Annotated in this window: 28 protein-coding genes and 1 tRNA gene; 18 read left to right on the plus strand and 11 right to left on the minus strand. The window is 31.2% G+C overall.

Going from position 1 to position 19111, the window contains the following annotated elements:
• Positions 1-14: 14 nt before the first annotated feature.
• The 3 genes from NMSP_RS05470 to NMSP_RS05480 form a co-directional block, all read right to left on the minus strand.
• Positions 15-1037 (minus strand): V-type ATPase subunit, encoded by a 1023-nt coding sequence (locus tag NMSP_RS05470; RefSeq protein ID WP_192866147.1) that lies wholly within the window; start codon positions 1035-1037, stop codon positions 15-17.
• A 183-nt stretch (positions 1038-1220) separates the two neighbouring features.
• Positions 1221-1412, minus strand: coding sequence for a cold-shock protein (locus NMSP_RS05475; protein WP_086907818.1), 192 nt, complete (start codon positions 1410-1412; stop codon positions 1221-1223).
• 49 nt (positions 1413-1461) lie between these two features.
• Positions 1462-1773 carry a translation initiation factor eIF-1A gene (locus NMSP_RS05480; protein WP_086908400.1) on the minus strand — a complete coding sequence of 104 codons (312 nt, stop codon included), beginning with the start codon at positions 1771-1773 and terminating at the stop codon, positions 1462-1464.
• 98 nt (positions 1774-1871) lie between these two features.
• Between NMSP_RS05480 and NMSP_RS05485 the strand changes: the two genes are divergently transcribed.
• On the plus strand, positions 1872-2441 hold the full coding sequence (locus NMSP_RS05485) for a YkgJ family cysteine cluster protein (protein WP_086907819.1): 570 nt from the start codon (positions 1872-1874) through the stop codon (positions 2439-2441).
• Between the two features lies 1 nt (position 2442).
• On the opposite strand, the gene NMSP_RS05490 is transcribed toward NMSP_RS05485, so the two are convergent.
• Complete coding sequence (locus NMSP_RS05490; protein WP_086907820.1) at positions 2443-3492, minus strand: alcohol dehydrogenase; 1050 nt, start codon at positions 3490-3492, stop codon at positions 2443-2445.
• Between the two features lie 94 nt (positions 3493-3586).
• Between NMSP_RS05490 and NMSP_RS05495 the strand changes: the two genes are divergently transcribed.
• The 10 genes from NMSP_RS05495 to NMSP_RS05540 all read left to right on the plus strand — a co-directional run bounded on the left by NMSP_RS05495 (position 3587) and on the right by NMSP_RS05540 (position 9911).
• A complete protein-coding gene (locus NMSP_RS05495; protein WP_086907821.1) occupies positions 3587-4273 on the plus strand; it encodes a chromosome segregation protein ScpA in 687 nt (228 codons plus the stop codon).
• Positions 4274-4300: 27 nt separating this feature from the next.
• Entirely contained in the window at positions 4301-4879 is a 579-nt protein-coding gene (gene scpB / locus NMSP_RS05500) for an SMC-Scp complex subunit ScpB (protein WP_086907822.1), read from the plus strand.
• Between the two features lie 66 nt (positions 4880-4945).
• Positions 4946-5329 (plus strand): 30S ribosomal protein S8e, encoded by a 384-nt coding sequence (locus NMSP_RS05505; protein WP_086907823.1) that lies wholly within the window; start codon positions 4946-4948, stop codon positions 5327-5329.
• 31 nt (positions 5330-5360) lie between these two features.
• On the plus strand, positions 5361-5630 hold the full coding sequence (locus NMSP_RS05510) for a signal recognition particle subunit SRP19/SEC65 family protein (RefSeq protein ID WP_264080388.1): 270 nt from the start codon (positions 5361-5363) through the stop codon (positions 5628-5630).
• A gap of 74 nt (positions 5631-5704) precedes the next feature.
• Complete coding sequence (locus NMSP_RS05515; protein ID WP_152023813.1) at positions 5705-5974, plus strand: H/ACA ribonucleoprotein complex subunit GAR1; 270 nt, start codon at positions 5705-5707, stop codon at positions 5972-5974.
• Complete coding sequence (locus NMSP_RS05520) at positions 5971-6927, plus strand: transcription initiation factor IIB (RefSeq protein ID WP_086907826.1); 957 nt, start codon at positions 5971-5973, stop codon at positions 6925-6927. The genes NMSP_RS05515 and NMSP_RS05520 overlap by 4 nt, the downstream gene beginning before the upstream one ends.
• An 89-nt stretch (positions 6928-7016) precedes the next feature.
• Positions 7017-7787 carry a Fe-S cluster assembly ATPase SufC gene (gene sufC / locus NMSP_RS05525; protein WP_086907827.1) on the plus strand — a complete coding sequence of 257 codons (771 nt, stop codon included), beginning with the start codon at positions 7017-7019 and terminating at the stop codon, positions 7785-7787.
• 15 nt (positions 7788-7802) lie between these two features.
• Positions 7803-8477: a chlorite dismutase family protein gene (locus tag NMSP_RS05530; RefSeq protein ID WP_086907828.1), complete on the plus strand. Its 675-nt coding sequence runs from the start codon at positions 7803-7805 to the stop codon at positions 8475-8477.
• 89 nt (positions 8478-8566) lie between these two features.
• Positions 8567-9565, plus strand: a complete 999-nt coding sequence (locus NMSP_RS05535; RefSeq protein WP_086907829.1) for an aldo/keto reductase — start codon at positions 8567-8569, stop codon at positions 9563-9565.
• Positions 9566-9572: 7 nt separating this feature from the next.
• Complete coding sequence (locus NMSP_RS05540) at positions 9573-9911, plus strand: hypothetical protein (RefSeq protein WP_086907830.1); 339 nt, start codon at positions 9573-9575, stop codon at positions 9909-9911.
• On the opposite strand, the gene ahbA is transcribed toward NMSP_RS05540, so the two are convergent.
• The gene (gene ahbA, locus NMSP_RS05545) at positions 9908-10930 is read right to left on the minus strand and encodes a siroheme decarboxylase subunit alpha (protein ID WP_225971253.1); all 1023 of its coding nucleotides are present in this window, start codon (positions 10928-10930) and stop codon (positions 9908-9910) included. The two genes, NMSP_RS05540 and ahbA, sit on opposite strands and share 4 nt — an antisense overlap.
• 93 nt (positions 10931-11023) lie before the next feature.
• Here ahbA and NMSP_RS05550 point away from each other — a divergent pair, with 93 nt between their 5' ends.
• The 4 genes from NMSP_RS05550 to NMSP_RS05565 are packed head-to-tail and all read left to right on the plus strand — an operon-like array spanning position 11024 to position 14258.
• Positions 11024-11677 (plus strand): precorrin-2 dehydrogenase/sirohydrochlorin ferrochelatase family protein, encoded by a 654-nt coding sequence (locus NMSP_RS05550; protein WP_086907832.1) that lies wholly within the window; start codon positions 11024-11026, stop codon positions 11675-11677.
• Positions 11674-12939 (plus strand): glutamyl-tRNA reductase, encoded by a 1266-nt coding sequence (gene hemA / locus NMSP_RS05555; protein ID WP_192866235.1) that lies wholly within the window; start codon positions 11674-11676, stop codon positions 12937-12939. The genes NMSP_RS05550 and hemA overlap by 4 nt, the downstream gene beginning before the upstream one ends.
• Positions 12940-12969: 30 nt before the next feature.
• Positions 12970-13950 carry a porphobilinogen synthase gene (gene hemB / locus NMSP_RS05560; RefSeq protein ID WP_086908401.1) on the plus strand — a complete coding sequence of 327 codons (981 nt, stop codon included), beginning with the start codon at positions 12970-12972 and terminating at the stop codon, positions 13948-13950.
• Positions 13947-14258, plus strand: coding sequence for a hypothetical protein (locus NMSP_RS05565; protein ID WP_086907834.1), 312 nt, complete (start codon positions 13947-13949; stop codon positions 14256-14258). Before hemB ends, NMSP_RS05565 begins: the two co-directional genes overlap by 4 nt.
• Here NMSP_RS05565 and NMSP_RS05570 read toward each other — a convergent pair.
• Both NMSP_RS05570 and NMSP_RS05575 read right to left on the minus strand, forming a co-directional pair.
• On the minus strand, positions 14255-14875 hold the full coding sequence (locus NMSP_RS05570) for an HD domain-containing protein (protein WP_086907835.1): 621 nt from the start codon (positions 14873-14875) through the stop codon (positions 14255-14257). The two genes, NMSP_RS05565 and NMSP_RS05570, sit on opposite strands and share 4 nt — an antisense overlap.
• Complete coding sequence (locus tag NMSP_RS05575; protein ID WP_086907836.1) at positions 14876-15493, minus strand: hypothetical protein; 618 nt, start codon at positions 15491-15493, stop codon at positions 14876-14878. It lies immediately after the preceding gene.
• Positions 15494-15640: 147 nt separating this feature from the next.
• On the opposite strand from NMSP_RS05575, the gene NMSP_RS08500 reads away from it, so the two are divergent.
• Positions 15641-15802 carry a hypothetical protein gene (locus tag NMSP_RS08500; protein ID WP_192866148.1) on the plus strand — a complete coding sequence of 54 codons (162 nt, stop codon included), beginning with the start codon at positions 15641-15643 and terminating at the stop codon, positions 15800-15802.
• Between the two features lie 26 nt (positions 15803-15828).
• On the opposite strand, the gene NMSP_RS05580 is transcribed toward NMSP_RS08500, so the two are convergent.
• Positions 15829-15931 (minus strand) — tRNA-Leu (locus tag NMSP_RS05580).
• Between the two features lie 109 nt (positions 15932-16040).
• On the opposite strand from NMSP_RS05580, the gene NMSP_RS05585 reads away from it, so the two are divergent.
• Positions 16041-16358 (plus strand): single stranded DNA-binding domain-containing protein, encoded by a 318-nt coding sequence (locus tag NMSP_RS05585; RefSeq protein ID WP_086907837.1) that lies wholly within the window; start codon positions 16041-16043, stop codon positions 16356-16358.
• On the opposite strand, the gene NMSP_RS05590 is transcribed toward NMSP_RS05585, so the two are convergent.
• Both NMSP_RS05590 and NMSP_RS05595 read right to left on the minus strand, forming a co-directional pair.
• Entirely contained in the window at positions 16355-16960 is a 606-nt protein-coding gene (locus NMSP_RS05590) for a hypothetical protein (protein WP_086907838.1), read from the minus strand. The two genes, NMSP_RS05585 and NMSP_RS05590, sit on opposite strands and share 4 nt — an antisense overlap.
• A gap of 54 nt (positions 16961-17014) precedes the next feature.
• Entirely contained in the window at positions 17015-17968 is a 954-nt protein-coding gene (locus tag NMSP_RS05595) for a coiled-coil domain-containing protein (protein WP_086907839.1), read from the minus strand.
• A 135-nt stretch (positions 17969-18103) separates the two neighbouring features.
• Between NMSP_RS05595 and NMSP_RS05600 the strand changes: the two genes are divergently transcribed.
• On the plus strand, positions 18104-18415 hold the full coding sequence (locus NMSP_RS05600) for a hypothetical protein (RefSeq protein WP_086907840.1): 312 nt from the start codon (positions 18104-18106) through the stop codon (positions 18413-18415).
• On the opposite strand, the gene NMSP_RS05605 is transcribed toward NMSP_RS05600, so the two are convergent.
• The gene (locus NMSP_RS05605; protein WP_086907841.1) at positions 18404-19072 is read right to left on the minus strand and encodes a phosphatase PAP2 family protein; all 669 of its coding nucleotides are present in this window, start codon (positions 19070-19072) and stop codon (positions 18404-18406) included. The genes NMSP_RS05600 and NMSP_RS05605 overlap by 12 nt on opposite strands.
• Between the last annotated feature and the right edge of the window lie 39 nt (positions 19073-19111).

The raw sequence follows: 19111 nt of genomic DNA on the forward strand, positions 1-19111 counted from the left end.
AATTAAACAAATCATTATGAAGAAGTAATAACTTTGGACATAACAAGATCACTGGAAATATTATTTTCTACAGCATATGAGATGGAAGATAAATTTCTAATTTCATAATCATATAATCTCACAACAGAAACCACAGTGGATAATTTGAACATATTTGCAAATTCTTTTAGTAATGAATCATACAAAAAGAGATCAAATTTTCTTTCAAATTCATTTATCATTACAATGTCATCGGCCTCAGAAGGAATAATTTCAGAAAATTTTGTTTTAGATAATTCCATAAAACTACTTTTAAGATTTTCAGCGGAAATCATCTTAGATAATAATTCATCACTAGTACTGGAAGTATGAGAAACCAATAGATCGTTAATTGATTGTTCATCTAAATTCCAAAATTTTCCACGCACAATATTTGTGATGTTATACAAATCTAATTCAGTACCAAATAATTTTAATAAATTTAGATCAGCCTTACTTTTAATACTATCAGCTAGATTTTGATATAGAATTTTGTCAAGATACGTATCAACTACACCAATTTCTCCTAAATCATTGTAAAGCATAATTGCTTTTTCAACATCATTTCCAAAATTGTATGATTTAAAATTACTAATTACTTCTTCAATATTTTTTGAAGTTAAAGCTTTGAGCGTCACATCTCTTCGTTGAATTAATTCCTCTGCCCTTAATCCGATAGTAGATTCTATTTGAGATTGAGTCTTTCCTAGAATTTTTCCTTTAAGAATATTTTTTAAATTTTTAAAAATAAATTTGTAATAATATGCCATAAGTAAATTTGAACCACCAACTGAACTCATCATCATATAATACAGCTCAGCTTGTTTTCCCCTAAAACTAATTTCAATGTTATTTGATGTGTATGGTTTTGGAATTTTTCGAATATAATCAGAATACGAAGTACTGTTTAATCGACTTGCAAATTCATCAAGATTTCTAGATTCTGCCAATGTTTGAAATGTTTTTTTAGAAAGTAGTTTACCCTTTAGACTATATGCCTTAACAGTAGCGTATGTCACTAAGGACCCTACAACCAATGATCACTAGTGTTAATTGCGAATTTAAGAATACCTCACGATTATCGAACAAAAAGATGTAAAAATTTCAAAAGAAAATATAATTTATACACTAAATTAAAAATAATAAAAAAATAGACTGTTTAAGAAAACATAGATGAAATCTTAATTTAAAAATTCAATTGTCTACTCTAATTTTTTGACTTTTTGTGCTGCTGGGCCTTTTTGGCCTTCTCCGATTTCAAACTCGACTTTATCGCCTTCATTGATGAATCCATCAACGTCAGATTTGTGTACGAACATATCGTCGCCACCTTCTCTTTCGATAAAACCAAAGCCCTTAGTACGGTTAAACCATTTTACGGTACCTTGTTCCATAAATTCTGAAACAATGTAATCACTATATTAACTAAGGTATATTTTAATTCTAGAAATCTTTTGCAATATGACCATTATCTTTTAGCCATTCTACTTGTGGCAAAGTAAATCTCCAGACAATGTCCCCACGTTCAGATTCATTGAAATCCCATGGAGCAATAATTACAATATCATTATCTCTAATCCAAACTCTTCGTTTTAGTTTGCCTCTTATTCTACCCCTTCGGGTAACATTATCATCACATTTAATCATGACATTTTCTCCACCCATCATTTTTAACACTCTACCAAACAATTCACCTTCTTCAGGAAGACGAATTTCTTTTAGTGCACTTTCATTTTTTACTTGACGCTTACCCACAAAAAGTCTAGATCTAGTTACCATATAACTGATGAGGTCTTAACAAATCTATAAAAAAAATTAGAAGGAATTTTATCTATTTTAAAAATAAACAAGACATGGATTTTAGATGTGTTGAAGAATGCTCAGATTGTTGTGTTCAAAGAGAATATTATCCAACAAAACAATTTGGAAAAATAGGAGTGCTAATTCTACCAAATGAAAAAGAGAAAATAGAAAAATTTGCAAAAGATAATAAAATTGAAATTAAGATTTTGCCAAGAATAGGAGTTTCAGAAAACCCAAACCAAATTCCTACAAAAATTTTGGCGTATCAATTAATGGGTATCGAAGAAAATGGTAACACATGTCCTTTTTTAGATACTGAAAGTGGTAAAAAATCAACTCACGGAGGATATCCTTGTAAAATATACAAAAGTAAACCACTAGCATGTAGTGCCTATCCATTAATTGAATCAAATCCAATAACACTGGATGAAAAGTGTAAATTTTGTAAAGAATGTGGAACTGCAAATCAAAACTTAGAGTTTGAGACAGAATCATTATTAAAAATTAAAGAAATCATGCAAACAAATGCAAATCACATTTGGAGATATGCAACTGGAATTGGGGAAAAAGAAGATAAAGAAATAATCAAGACAGGTTGGATTTTAGAAGAAGGAATTTAGATTAAGGATTAATTACTGCACGTCCTAAAATTTTTCTATTCTTTAGATCATCTAAAGCACCAGTTGCTTCATCTAAAGTATAATGTTTAGATACAATTGGATTGATGACACCTTGTTTTGCAAGTTCAATTAATTCAACCATATCTTTATAGTTTCCAGTATAAGCACCTTGGATTGTTATTGCCTTTAATGGCACAGATACTAAAGGTAAATCTACAGAACCACCAAACAAGCCAACTAAGATAATATTTCCACGTTTTCTAACTACGGATAAATCAAGTTTTACAGTTGGAGGTGCATTGACAAAGTCAACTATACTATCAACACCTTTTTCATTACAAATAGACATTATTTTTTGTGATGCATCACTTTCTTTCGTATTAATTACATCAGTTGCACCCAATTCTTTTGCAGTTTTTAATTTCTCATCATCAATATCGGCACAAATGATTTTACATTTTGCCATGTGGTGTGCTATCTGAACACCCATCAAACCCAGACCACCTGCACCAACAATTAAAATTGATTCAGGATTATTTACTAAAGCTTTTTTGATTGCAGTGTAAGCAGTTAATCCAGAGCATGCTAATGAAGATGCAGAATCAGGATCCACACTACCAATATTTGCTAAAAATTTGTAATCAGGAACAATAACTTTTTCAGCATATCCTCCATCTTGGAAAACACCTAATGATTTAGGAGTTTCACACAAATTTGTATCTCCTTTTTCACAAGTTGGACATTTTGCACATCCAATCCAAGGGTAAACTAAGACAGTATCACCAATTTTCACATCATTTACAGAGTCACCAATTTTTTCAACAATACCAACAACTTCATGACCAGGAGTAACAGGGAATTTTACACCTCTATCTGTAACTTTCATGAATCCATCACCTGTATCATATCCACCTTCCCAAAGATGAAGATCACTATGACAGACTCCTGTAGAGACAACTTTGAGCAATACTTCAGTTCCTGTAGGATCGGAAATTTCAACTTGATGTAGTTCAAGTGGTTTATCAGGTTCAATTATTCGTGCTGCTTTCACAAAAGAAATTTGTTATTTTGCAATATAAGAGTTGACTGGAAGTAAGAAAAAAGTAGAGTAATTAGATATTATGGAATAATAAAATAGTCAATCTGTGAGTGATCCACAAACACCAAACAGTATTTCTCAAGAACCAGTAAATATCCTATTCAGTCCCTCATCAGTAATTAAAAAAGATGTTTGGGAAATAGATTTAATTCAGATTTTGAATTTATTAATTAAAATTCTTGAAAAAACTGGGAAAAAAGATCTCAAAGTTGCAGGAATGGCAGCACTATCATCATCATTAATTTACAGAATGAAAGTAGAAAGTATTTTTGCATTACAAAGGGCAGCAATGGAGAAAAAACCAACTACACAGAGAACGGACGTAGATATTGAATTAATTGATATTCCTTATAGACATGAATCAACATATCCAGTTTCATTAGATGACTTGTTAGGACTATTGCAAAACCTAATTGGAACAATTGCAAATCCACAATCACGAAGAAATAAAAAATTAGATATCGAACCAATTGAAGCACCTGATTTTCAAGAATACTTCATTTCATTAGAAAGCATTATTGGAAAATATGAAGAATTGATTATGAAAAAAATTGCAAGTAAGAAATTCGGATTACTACAAGAAATTATTGTAGATTTGGATCAAGTTGATTCTATAAGGTGTTTCTTTGCCGCATTATTTTTAGCAAGAGACCAAAAGGTAGATTTAGAGCAACAAAACGATGATATCAAAATCATACTCATGGACAATCAACCAGAAGTAGAAAATGTCTAACAGAAATCAAAAGGATGATAAATCAAGATGGTAAGAGTTGAAGACATAACTGAAGCAACTGCAAGAATTGAGGCAGCCCTATATTCAGCTGGAAGACCACTTAGAATAGAAGACATCGTCAGAGCATCAGGCACAGAATCAAGAACAAAAACTTTAGATTTACTTGAAACCATTATGAAAAAAACAAAAACAGCATTCAAAGCATTAGAAATTGTTATTTTACCAGATGGAACATATGTAATGCAATTAAAACCAGAATACAGTTCCACAGTTAAAAGATATGCATCAAAACCAGTTTTACCAAATGCAACATTGAAGACATTATCATACATCGCATACATGCAACCAATTGCATCAAAACAACTTGTAGAAACAAGAGGTTCAGGTGTTTATGCACACCTTAAAGAACTAAGACAATTAGATTACATTACTCATCAAAATGTAGGTAGATTGAAAATTTATACAACTACTGAAAAATTCCAAAAATATTTTGGAATTAAAGGGGATGTTGAAGATCTTAAATCAAGATTATTTTCAAAAGTAAGAAAAACTGCAAGTAAAGGTCAAACAAACAGCTCACCACAAATCACAGCAGAAAGTAAATAGAAAAATTTTGATTTAAGGCTAATTTATGGCGTTTTGTATAAATTAGAGTAATTCAACTAATTTTTTGTGAGAAAATCAGTAGAGAATTTAGCAACCAGTAAAATTACTGGAGGACGAAGAAGTCCACTCAGAATTAGAAGAAAGTATGAAACTGATAGATATCCAAATGAAGCAGTTAACGGAGCTCAAGTAACAGTAACTAGACGAGTTCGCGGAAGTAACAACAAAGTTGCACTAAAATCAATTGATTTTGTTAATTTAGCAACAGGTGACTCCAAAGTAATTAAATCAAAAATTATCAAAGTTTTAGATAATGCTACAAACAATGATTATAGAAGAAGAGGAATAATTAGCAAGGGTGCAATTCTTGAAACAAAAGAAGGTAAATGCAAAGTTGTTTCCAAACCAGGACAAACTGGAATAGCAAACGCAATTTTACTTAAGGAATAAAATGAAGGATTACGAGCACGTCGTAATCTGGTTGGATTATTTTAATAAAAATTTAAAAAAATCAAAAGGTAGAAGATTAGGATTAGAAAAATGTATTTTTGATCCTTCTCTAAAAGAACTAATCGATGCTACAAAATCAGCTGGTTATGAAATTGCAGAATCAGAAGAGAAGGTAAGATTTCCAAGAAGACCGTTTGTAAGGTCAGGGTATGTTGTGTTGCCAAAAGGATCCTCTAAGACAATAATTCTTAACAAAATTTCAGAAAAACTTGTTTCAAAAAGAGCCAAGCAAACAAAATAAAATCAATTCTAGCTGTTAGCTAAAGTAAAGTTGACAGAAGTCTATGATAGTGTCAGCATATCTACTATTGTTAATTGCAGGAGGTAGGCGAAATAATGCACCTAGCCGGTAGTGGCAGGGTAATCGTTCAACTTTCAAAAGAATTAGTTGAAGGACAGATACTCTGTGACAACAAAGGAACTAGAGTTGCAAAAGTAATGGAATTAATTGGTCCAATAAAAAGGCCGTTTGCATCAGCAACGCCCTTAACAAATAGTATAAACAAATTTGTTGGAAAACAAGTTTTCATTTTTGACCAAACTACTGCAAGTAAACCAAAAAAATTTAGGAGAAAAAGAAGATGAACATATTACAAACCGAAAACTGTCCAGAATGCAAATCATCATTGATTGATGATATGCAAAATGGCGAAATAATCTGTTCTGGTTGTGGAGTAGTTGTCGATGACCAGATTACAGATAGTGGTCCAGAAACAATAAGTTCGAATCTCGAAGACAAAATGAAGCTTGCAAGAGCAACAGGACAAACAACCTATTCTCAACACGATTTGGGAATAACAACTGAGATTTCAATTAGTGCAAAAGACTTCAGTGGAAAAAGGATTAATCACGAAGTTGCAAACCAAATGAATCATCTCAGAAAATGGCAACAAAGAGTAAGAGTATCAACACCAAAAGAAAGACGACTCGCAAGTGTTTTAGCAAAAATGGGCGAAACATGTGAATCACTTAATCTTTCAAAAAATGTGTTGGAAACAACTTCAATGATCTATAGAAATTTAGACGGACACATGGATGTCAAAGGAAAATCAGTTGTATGCATTACAGCAGCAACAATCTACATGGCATGCAAACAATGCGATGTGGTAAGATCATTAGAAGAAATTTGCCGAGAAATTGTTCCAGCAAAAGATGTTAAATCAAAAACAAAACTTGCAGCAAGATATTACAGAACCATGGTAATGGAAATGGGTGCAATTAAAGCTCCAGTACTTACTATGGACAAATACATCTCAAAGATAGCAAACATGACACAAACAGAGGTTAGAGTAGAAAGACTAGCCTTAGAAATTGCAGAAAAGACAAAAGACAACAGTATTTCAGATGGAAAATCTCCAAATGGAATTGCTGCAGCATATCTTTATGTCTCATCAGTACTACTTGGACAAAATGTACTACAAAGAGACGTTTCAAGTATTGCAGGAGTAACAGAAGTCACTATCAGAAATAGATGTAAAGAGATTCTAACAAATCATAAACTCAAAATTACTTTGAGACCTTCTCTGGCCAAATATTAACACCCCCCCCCCTTTTCATTTTATTAAAAAGCCGTTAGGATTAGCTAAATTTCGTCGGTATTATATAGAGAATCAAAATTATTTGGAATATGGTAGTATTAGAAATCAAAGATCTACACGTATCTAGAGAAGGTAAAGAAATTCTAAAAGGAGTCAACCTAAAAACAGGTCCTGGGGAAGTACATGCAATTATGGGACCAAACGGTTCAGGAAAAAGTACATTATCTTATACATTATTAGCACATCCAAAATACGAAGTCACAAAAGGAGACATTCTATTAGACGGAGAAAGCATTTTAGATTTAACAGCAGATGAAAGAGCTAAAAAAGGATTATTTTTAGCATTTCAATATCCCACTGAAGTTTCAGGGGTAGGATTCTCACATTTCTTAAGAACAGCATATAATTCTCTTAGTAAAGCAATGGAAGGTGATGATAGAGAAGTATTCATCACAGTAAGAGAATTCCAAAAATATCTAAAAGAAAATTTAGAAAAAGTTGGGTTAAGAGAAGAGTTTCTTTCCAGATATCTTAATGAGGGATTTTCAGGAGGGGAGAAAAAACGTGCAGAGGTTTTACAGATGGCAGTCTTAAAACCTAAAATTTCAATTCTAGACGAACCAGATTCAGGATTAGACATAGATGCAGTTCAATCAGTAGCTCAAGCAATCAGTAAAGTTTCAACAAAAGATGCAACAGTAATAATCATCACACACTATGCTAGAATTTTGAAATTCTTAGATAAATTAGATTATGTTCACGTATTTGCTCAAGGCAAAGTACTTGAAACAGGCGATGCATCTCTTGCAGACAAACTAGAAGCCGAAGGTTACGAATGGGCTTTAGAAAAAGCAGCATAATTAGAATTTAAAATCATGTCAGAAAATAGTGAACAATACTTTTTTAATTTTTCATTTTTCAAAGTTGATCCTAAATGGAGATGGATGGCAGATTTAGCAAAAGAAGAATCAGCAAAAGAAGTAGAAAATATCATTAGCAATTCAGGCATCATGTTTAGATCATATTCAAATTTAGGATTAAGAGACGATGCAGATTTTTTATTTTGGTTTGCAGCTAAAACAGTAGAAGAAATTCAAATCGTAATTGAAAAATTATACAAAACAGTATTTGGAAAATACATTATTGCATCAATGACATATTTGTCATGTACTAGACCATCACTTTATGTAAAAGATCAAAAAGCATTAGGTTTCATGACAGGAAATAATCCAAAAAAACATGTCATTGTCTACCCATTTACAAAGACAAGAGAATGGTATCTATTACCAAAAGAGAAACGTCAAGAAATAATGGATGAGCATATTGAAGTAAGTAAAAAATATCCACAAATAGTACTCAACACAACTTATTCATTTGGAATACATGACGAAGATTTCATGCTAGCCTTTGAAGTGGATGAAATCAGAGATTTCCAAGATTTGATCATGGATTTAAGAGAAACACAAGTTTCAACATATGTAAAAAATGATATTCCAATGATTGTATGTGTAAAAAAAGACATTATCCCACTAATTACTAGTTTAGGCTAAGCATTAAAACAAAATACCATAGATGCAAATCTCGGATAAACATAAATGATGAATTTTCAAATAAAAAATGAAATTAAAAGGAGATAAAATTGAATTACAATAAACTTGGAAAAACAGACATCGAAGTATCAGAGTTAGGTTTTGGTGCATGGTCAATTGCACTAGATTGGTGGGGTAAGAAAATTGAAGAAGATGAAGCAAAAAGAATGTTAAAAAAAGCATATGATTTAGGAATCAATTTTTTTGAGACTGGAGATATGTATGGAAAAGGAAAAAGTGAAAGACTGATTGGGGAAGTTTTCAAAGATATGAGAGATGAAGTCGTACTATCTACAAAGTACGGTTATGATTTCTCAGAAGTTGAACAAATTGGGCATGCAGAATTACCTCAAAAATTTGATGAAGATTTTACTAGAAAGGCATTAAGAAATAGTTTAGAAAGATTACAAACTGATCATTTAGACATGTACGGACTACATAATCCAAAATTAAACCACATTAGAGATGATTCTATTTTCAATTTGCTAGATAGTTTTGTCGAAGATAAATCAATTAACACATATCAAGTAGCTTTAGGTCCTGCAATTGGATGGACACAAGAGGGCTTAGAAGCAATGGATAGACCGAACGTTAGCGCAGTTCAAACAGTTTACAATATTTTAGAACAAACTCCAGGAAATGAATTAATGAAAAAAGCACAAGAAAAAGATGTAGGAATTCTTGTCAGAGTTCCAGAAGCATCAGGAATACTTACAGGAAAAGTAAATGCAGAAACAAAAATTGATGAAAAAGATCACAGATCAGTACGAAAAGGAGAATGGATTAAAGCATCATTAGAAAAAGTTGAAAAATTAAAACCAATTGCAGAAAGAAATGATTTAACAATTACAGAACTATCAATGAAATTCATCATGTCAAAGAAAGGATTTGCATCAGTGTTTCCAACAGTAGTAAGTGAAGAAGAGATTGTAAATTATGTTGAGATGACAAAAGGAGGATATGTTTCAGTGTCAGATATGAAAGAAATTGAGGAATTATACAATACCTGGCCATCTTATGAATTAAAAGCAACTCCACAAACAAGCTAAATATCAAATGAGTAAACCAATTAATTTAAAAAAAACCATCGAAGTGATTGAAAGAATGAAACTTGCCAAAATTGGCAACTATCAGAAATGGGAAGTAATGATTAAAAAAATCAATAAGAAACAGACACTAAGTCCAGAAGAATTGCAATATTATTCAAATTTAACACGAATTTATAAAGACTCAACAATCAGCAATAGAACAAAAATTTACCATACAAAATTATCACAAGAAGACGAAAAACCCCCATGTAAAGAATGTGGAGAAGATTCTCTATACTATTGTAACATGAATGATCAATATTTTTGCAACATACATGTTGTAGGACACGATAAAAATGAAGTTTAAGAAGTAGCTGCGTCTTCTAAACTAAAAGAATTTTCTACAAAATATTCAACACGAGTTTTTTTGAATTCACGTGAACTAAATAAAATTCTAAATTCATCAACATTGATTTGATTTTGAATGGTTTTAGCAACATCATTTGCCTCATCTTGGGTTTTACAATGAATCATTGAAAATACATTATATGGCCAATCATCATAAGTAGGACGCTCATAGCAATGACTAACTTGAGGAAATGAACCCAGGGTCTCACCAACTGAAGTAATTCTATCTTCAGGAACCTTCCAAACTATCATACCATTTGCAGTAAATCCAACTTGACGATGTCTAAGGATAGCTGCAAATCTTCGTAAAACGCCAATACCCTCGTAGTGTTTCATTTTTGCAAATAACTCATCTTCAGTTATTCCAAGATTATTTGCTGCTTTTACAAAAGGTTCATCAATTATTTCCATATCCTTTTGTAATTCACGGATAAAATCTTTATCTTGTTCAGTAGGTTCAAATTTAACATTTTTAATTTCTTTTTTTTCTTCAGTTGGTGCAACATCATGTTTTTTGTCATCAACCATGTCAAGCTTAACACCAATTTTGAATAATTGTAATGTTGGAAGCATCCTAACTTTTTTAATTCCTTTCAATACATTGAATTTTTCAAGTTCTGTTTTCAAATCAGCTCCTGGAGGAACTGCTAAAGTGAACCAAAGATTGAATTGATGATCACGTTCATAGTTATGACTAACACCAGGATGGCGATTAATTTGTGAAGCTACATAATCTAATTTATCATGTTCAATCTCCATTGCAACTAATGAACTAGTATAGCCTAGTTTTCGTGTATCAAATATTGCACTTAGTTGTCTTAAAACACCAATTTCTTTCAAATGGTTTAATTTTTCTTTAATAATTTCAGGTGTAGTATCAAATTTTTTAGCAATAGCATCAAATGGCCTAGTAACTAAAGGAAAAGTCCATTGAATTTCATTTAGAAGTTCCTTATCAGATTCGCCTAAAGAAGACAATATGTGAATTACCTGGCAATTCAATTAAAAATGTAGCTAGTATTTCAAAAATTAGTTTTAATACATAAATAGAAACTGAGGGGTGTTGGATCGATGATAATTAATCTAAATCTAGAAGGTAAAAAAATCATTGTCGTAGGTGGAGGAAACGAAGCAGAAAAAAGAATTAAATCAATATTAAATGAAAAATGTGAAATTTTAGTAATTAGTGATTCCATAAACAAACAAATTAAAAATTGGGTTAAAATAAAAAAAATTAAATTAAAAAAACAGAAAATTGAAAATTTAAAATGTATTACAGAATTGAAACCAGATTTAATAATTACAACCACAAATGATAGAAAAATTAATCAAAAGATAATCACGTATGCAAAAAAGAGAAAAACCATCGTATATAGTTCAGATAATCCAGATGACAGTGATTTTTCAAATGCATCAATAATAGATTTTGAAAAAACAATACAAATTGCAATTTTTACTGGCGGTAAAAGTCCAGCAATGTCCAAAAAGATTAAATCAAAATCTGAAAAAGCACTAAAAAAAGTAATTTTGAAAGAAGATATTGATCAAATTAAGATTCAGAAAATATCACGAAAACTTGCTAAAGAGATCATTCCCACTCAATTCGAACGAAAACAGTGCTTGAACAACATCATGAATGACAAGCATATTGATCAGTTAATAAAAGACGGTCAGGTAAAAAAGGCAGAAAAGCGAGCAATAGAGATAATTAAAAAATGGAAATGAATCAAAATATCATCAATGCACGTGTAACATTTCGTAATTCACCAATTCATATTTTAGAAAAATTTACAATAAAAGACATAGATAACGCATATCAACAGTTCAAGAAACATTCAGAATTGGATGAATGTGTAATTATTCAAACGTGTAACAGAATTGAATTATTTGGTAAATCAAAAACGGATAATACAGATAAAATCAAAAAAACATGGGCAAGTATTGCAGGATTAGACGAAGAAACATTTGAAGAAAATATAGAATTTGTAGAGAACCACGATGCTCTTCATCATCTGTTAAAACTAACATCAGGCTTAGATTCAATGGTATTAGGGGAAGAGCAAATTTTAGGCCAAATAAAAAATTCAATTACATCTGCAAGAGAATCAAAAGCATCAGGTCAACATCTAAACACATTATTTGACAAAGCAATCAGAATGGGAACAAGGATTAGAAACTCTAGTGGAATTGGAAAAGGCGGAATATCAGTCGGTTCAATGGCAGTAAAACTTGCAGAAGAAAACATTGACGAATTAAAAACAAAAGAGATCTTATTAATTGGAACAGGGGAAGTTTCCACTCTTGTTGCAAAATCATTACAAAGAAGAGGGTATGCGTTTAAAGTTACAAGTAGAACAATAGGTAGGTCAGAGACATTTTGTGAAACTATGGGGGGCAATCCAATTAAATTTGAAGAGATACTTTCAGGATTTGAAAAATATGACATAATATTTGTGGCAACAACTGCACCATATTTTCTTGTCACTCAAGATAGAATTACAGACGCAATGAAAAATAAAAACAATGGAATGATGATATTAGATTTATCAAATCCAAGAACAGTCGATGAAAAAGTAGCTACCATCAAAGGAGTCAAATTAATGAATTTAGATCAAATTGCAGAAATGGTTGAAAAGAACATGAATGCCAGATTAAACAAGGTGAAAACCGTTGAAAATATAATTAGAGAAGAAATCTCAGTATTAGAGGCTTCAATGAAAAGACTAGATGCAGAACCACTTGTAACAGATGTATTCAAAAGCATAGAGAATCTCAGAGAAAAAGAATTACAAAAAGCATTACAAATGTTAGATGAAAAAGATGAAAAGAAAGTCAAAATTATCGAGGAATTAACAAAAGCAGTGGTAGAAAGCATAGTATCAACTCCAATGAACAATATCAGAAAAGCATCAGAACAAGGCCAGCCAGACGTATTAGAATTAGCAACTAGACTTTTCGACTATAAAAAACAAAATCAGGCTGACTAGGATTATATTTTAGCCAGGATGAATTCAGATATGTCATTTCCAACTAAACGTCTTAGAAGATTAAGAATTTCAGAAAAAATGAGAGAGCTAGTTCAAGAAACAACATTAACTCCAAAAGATTTCATTTGCCCAGTATTTGTTCAAGAAGATCTTAAAACTAGAATCAAAGTAGAATCAATGTCAGAAATTGAGAGATTACCATTAGAAGAAGTAAATCAAGAAGTTAAAGAAATTATAGATTTAGGAATTCCAGCAATAATGTTATTTGGAATCCCCACACAAAAAGATGAAGCAGGTAGTTCAGCTTTTGACGATGAAGGAATTGTTCAAAAAGCAATTACGCAAATTAGAAAAGAATTTGGAGATAAAATAGTAATTATGGCAGATGTTTGTTTGTGTCAATTTACATCCACAGGTCATTGTGGAATTATTCAAGGAGATAAAATAGATAACGATACCAGTTTAGATACACTTGCAAAAATTGCTGTTAGTCAAGCTAAAGCAGGAGTAGATACAGTTTCACCATCAGCAATGATGGACGGTCAAGTTGCTGCAATCAGAAAAGCATTAGATGAAAAAGGATTTACAGATGTGTCCATAATGTCACATTCAGCAAAACATCGTTCAAACTTTTATTCACCTTTTAGAGATGCTGCAGAATGTGCACCAAAATTTGGAGATAGAAAAACATACCAAGTTCCTTTTACAAATGCAAGAGAAGCAATGATGGAGGTAGAAACAGACATTGATGAAGGAGTAGACATGGTGATGATTAAACCAGCATTATCATATTTGGATTTAATTGCAGAAACTAGACGAAAGTACAATGTACCAGTATCAGCTTACAGTGTATCAGGAGAATATGCATTGGTTAAAGCAGCATCACAATTAGGATATGTGAATGAAAAAGACATCACATTAGAAATCCTTCATTCCATTAAAAGAGCAGGAGCAGACATGATAGTCACATATTTTGCAAAATCAGCCTCAAGATTTCTTCAAGAATCATGAGAAATGATGAACGTTTTGAAATAGAAAGGGCATTTGATTTATTGCCACATGTTGTAGGTGCAAGTTGGACAGCAGTTTGGTTTAGAATGCAAGGAATAAGAAAACCAACAGTAGAAGAATTTAGGGAGAAAACACTAGAATATCTAAAAATGATTGAACCAGTCTTTGAATCATTTCCAAAAAATGAAGATTTTGAGGCAATCAACAAGTACATAGATTTTAGAAAAAAGCAAGAATATGAAAAAATTATTTCAGGTGAAAATAAAGAAATTGAAAAAAGATATGACAGATATGTTGATTATGGCTAAATTTCAGTTTTAAATTGTTTTAAAAATAGTTTCAAGACCTTAGTTCTTTTTTTAGCTTCCATTTTACCAGATTTGGTATTCATTAAAGAATGCAATTTTAATAATTTATTAAAAAAATGATCAATGGCCCAATGATTATCATCAGGCTTTCGTCCATTACAAAATGGATCATCAATTTTGTAAAAAGGTCTATTCAATGAACCGCTGGTAGCAAAAACTCTTGCAATGCCTATTGCACCTAAGGCATCAAGTCTATCAGCATCTTGTAATATTTTTCCCTCAATAGTTCTAGGAATTCTATTTTGAGAAAAACTATGATCTTCAATGGCATCACAAATTATAGTAATTTCCTCATTTGAAAAATTATATTTTTTTAAAATAGATTTAGATTTTTTTGCACTTTCAACAGAAGAGAATTTAGATCGTTTACTTGATTTGGGGTATGAAACTATATCATGTAGTAGTGCTGCAATAAGAACTAATTTTTGATTTGCCTTTTCTTTTTTTGTAATTTTTTCTGCATTATGATAAACTCTCATTACGTGTTCAAAATCGTGTGCAGGATCATTATCCATTATTTTTATTACTTCTTTTTTTATAGAATCTAATTCATTCATTCATAATCTCCAAATTTTTGGTTTAACAAATTTTATTTTTCTTTGAGTAATCAATACAGTCCAATTAATGCATGCAAATAAAACAATCAGGCCAATTCCAACTCCATCAATCAACAATATACCAGTAAGACGGTCCTCAAAGATTTCCAAAAAGGGTGTTAAAACAGCATTACCAAAATATATCATTATAATATAGGAAATAGTTCTACCAAACCAAAATCCAACATAAATTCCAACACTCTTTGCTCGCATTAATCCATAGGTAATGAATAAAATATTACTTGGAAGGGGTGTCGCTCCAAACAAAAATGATGCAAGTAAATATCCATATTTTTTCTTATTCAAATAATCTCCAATGATATCAAGGTTTGATTTTTGTTCTTCACCAACAAATTTTCGAAATAATCCACTTATTTTTTTTAAAAAAAACCTACCAATGGTAGCTCCAGTTGCACCAACTGCTGCAAGAAGTACAATATTCAAAGTAGGATCAAGGAGATAGAAAGATGTTAAAACAATCCAACTGGGAGGCATTAAAATCGGAGAAGCATTAACACCAATCAACACCAGAAAAATTCCAAAATAGGAAAACTCTCCAAATAATTCAAAAATATCCAATTTTCTTCAATAATTGTACAGGTATTTTGTTTCTAAACCCTTGGATCCATATTTAGTCAGCAGATAATAGGATAATTTCTAAAAATTATCAAAAAATTTCATGTTTTTACAAACAATGATCATGTTTTACAACAAATAGGATCAATCATGCAATATCCTTATAAACAATTTGTTGGTTTATTAGGTATGTCAGATACTGTTTGGAAATGCTATAGATGTAATCTTACTTTCAAAGAGGATCAATTAGCTGAAATGCACAAAAGCATATCAAATCATTCAGTCAGCAAAATCAAGACAATTGTTGCATAATTTTTGAAATTTTAGTAAAATAATAGTGCAGAGGGTGGGATTTGAACCCACGAACTCCTAAGAGAAGGGATTTCCTATATTATAGAGATCTTGAGTCCCTCTCGGTTGACCGGGCTTCGATACCTCTGCAACAATACTATATTTTTCCAATATTTCTCAATTACTATTTGATAAATTGATCCATAATTTTAGAAATTTTTTAACAAAGCTTATAATTGAAAAGGTTATTGAAAATCACATGTCAGAATCAATACCAATTTCCGAAGCAAAAAAAATGAAAAGCGGAGTTAATGTTGAAGCCGAAGTTATCGGCAAAGGAGATCCAAGAACTGTGAACCTCAAATCAGGTTCTGGAACAGTGGATGTCTGTGATGCAACAATAGCAAACGGAGACGGAACAGAAGAAAATCAAATGAAACTTACATTGTGGGGAGATGACATTAAAGCAGTTAATGTCGGTGACAAAGTTGTCATTGAAAATGGATACACAAATGAGTTTAGAGGAGAAGTATCTTTAACCAAAGGTAAATTTGGCAAGATGACTGTAAAGCCTTAGAAGTTTTTTTTATTTTCAAAATTATTTTTTAAATCAATCAAGATCATTATGATCCCTATTATCATAGTAACAATTCCAACAATAAGCAATATACCAGAAACAATTAGTGGAACAACCATTTCAGCAATAGGTGAATTAGGATTTGTAAAAGATTCAGAATTTTCAGGATCTTCGGTAAACATTATTACAAATTCGATATCAGTATCTCCAATATTTTCAATTGCAAAATTCAATGTATCAGATTGTTCAACAAAAATTGTTTCAAAATAAACTGAATCAGATTGAACATATTCACCATAAGAATCTCCAAAAATATTTGAGATTGTTATAGATAATTTATCACCATTTTGATAATCCAGAATTTGAATTCCCCAAAGTACAGGGACGTCAGAAATGAAAGTACTAAAAGAAGTATAAACCATATTTCCAGGCATGATTTGAAAGGGTTCAGAGACATCATCAAACATCCCTTCAAAGAGAGAAGAGATCAATAAAGATTCAGAGTTGGGAACCTCATCAGGAACTGCAGATACAGCTACAATAAAAGAAACCATAATCAAAAATGAACCAGCAAATGAAATTAAAGGTCCTCGTTTATTCATTTTAAAAATTAAACATTATAGACATTAATAACTCATTAAAAAATTTGAAAAAATTTAACGACGTGTTTTCTTTGCAGGTTTTCTTTTAGCTGCTGTTTTCTTTGCAGGTTTTCTTTTAGCTGCTGTTTTCTTTGCAGGTTTTCTTTTAGCTGCTGTTTTCTTTGCAGGTTTTCTTTTAGCTGCTGTTTTCTTTGCAGGTTTTCTTTTAGCTGCTGTTTTCTTTGCAGGTTTTCTTTTAGCTGCTGTTTTCTTTGCAGGTTTTCTTTTAGCTGCTGTTTTCTTTGCAGGTTTTCTTTTAGCTGCTGTTTTCTTTGCAGGTTTTCTTTTAGCTGCTGTTTTCTTTGCAGGTTTTCTTTTAGCTGCTGCACGCTTTTTTGCAAGATATTCTTTTAATTTTTTTGATGCATTATCCAAAGCCTTAGTAATTCTTTCTTCCGATTTTGTTCGTTTCTCAATTTCTTTGATAACTTTTGAAGCATTCTTGTGACTTGACGAAATTGTGCTACGAAGAGATGGTTTTGATTTAGTTTGTTTTTTTATTTGTGTAGTAATTTTAGATTTAATATCATCGAAATTTGTAACTTCACCAGTAATTTTTTTCAATGTTTTTCGTCTGTTATTTATTTCTGAAATTAATTCTTGAACATGGTCATTTAATGAGCGTAATCTAGCCTCAGCATTATTTTTTTCTTCAGGAGTATCAGCAAATTCTAGTTCTTGTTCAGTTCTCTCAATTGCTTCTTTTTCACTATTTACTCTTTCTTCAGCAGTTGCGACTAATCTTTCAATACTTTCTACCTGAGCATTTTTTCTAGTAAGATTTTCTGAAACGTCTGAAACATCCTCTTTTTCAGATTCAATTTTTTTAATCATTTTTTGCAAACCTGTTGCAGAACGTTTTTCTGCAGATTGAAGTTGTTTAAGTTCTTCTTCAGCTTTTTGTTTTAGTTTGGTTGCTTCTTTTTTCTTTTGACGTAATTCAATTACTGTTTTTTCTAAAGATGCCAATGAATTCCTAAAAATAAAGAGTGGATTAAGTTGTTAATATGATCATGATTTGACTTTTCTGTTAAGAAAATTAACCAATATTGATCGCAAATAGACGGTTTTAAAAAATATTAGTGATTAAATTTTATACAAATTATGGAATTTCATCCAAAAGATTTACCAATTTCAAAAACATATGATCTAAAAAATGAAGAAGATGCAATAAAAGCAATTGAAGATATGGTACATCTAGGATTTAAAGAAAAAAAGGAAGGTTACAAAGTGTTAATGCCAAAAGAAACTAAAATTGCAAAAAGGATTGGATATACAGTAACTACAGGGATCACAAAAGGATTAAGAGAGAAAAATGAGACCAGGGATGTAAAATATTGGACATACCATCATGATGATGAACATTTTGCGATTGTTCTTATTGATAATTCAGTTTTAGAAGAATTAGGTTTTTGATTTATCAAAAATCTGGTATAATTTTGTCCTATTTGCCATAACTCCTGCCAACATTACACCAATTACAGTTCCACCGATAACATCCATTGGGAAATGCTGTAAAACATACAATCTGCTAATAGAAATCATTGCAGGATATATGAAAATCAAATAGGCGCCACGAGGGAATCTTTCAGACAAAGCATAGCCCAAAATTATTGCAAAAATCATAGATCTAGCTGCATGGCCAGATGGATATGATGCATCATACCCACCTTCACAAAATAATGCAAAAGTATCATGGCTAATTTGAACAGGGAATTCAACCCCAATGTATTCATAATCAGGCCTATCTCTATCAACACCACATTTGATGTAACCAGTAAGAAGAGTGGCAATTACAATTAAAATTAACAGAGTAATTCCAATTCTACGAGTTTTTGGAATTAATAATACAATTATCGCAAATATCATCATGTTAAAAACATCTCCACTTTCAGTCACATACTGCATGAAAATATCAAGAGTAGGATTACCAACATTTTCAGAAATAAAGAGAATTATATTTTGATCAAAATCATTAGTTAGTTCAGAAAGTACAAAAGCTGTTAAAATGAGGAACAATGCCGTCAATAAGACAAAAGAACGGGAACGTATGTCAAATAGCCAGTTTTGCAATTAATTAAACCTCAACTATACATCTTTTAATTTTTATTA

Origin of the sequence: Candidatus Nitrosomarinus catalina, from assembly GCF_002156965.1 — an archaeon.
Lineage (GTDB): Archaea > Thermoproteota > Nitrososphaeria > Nitrososphaerales > Nitrosopumilaceae > Nitrosopumilus > Nitrosopumilus catalinensis.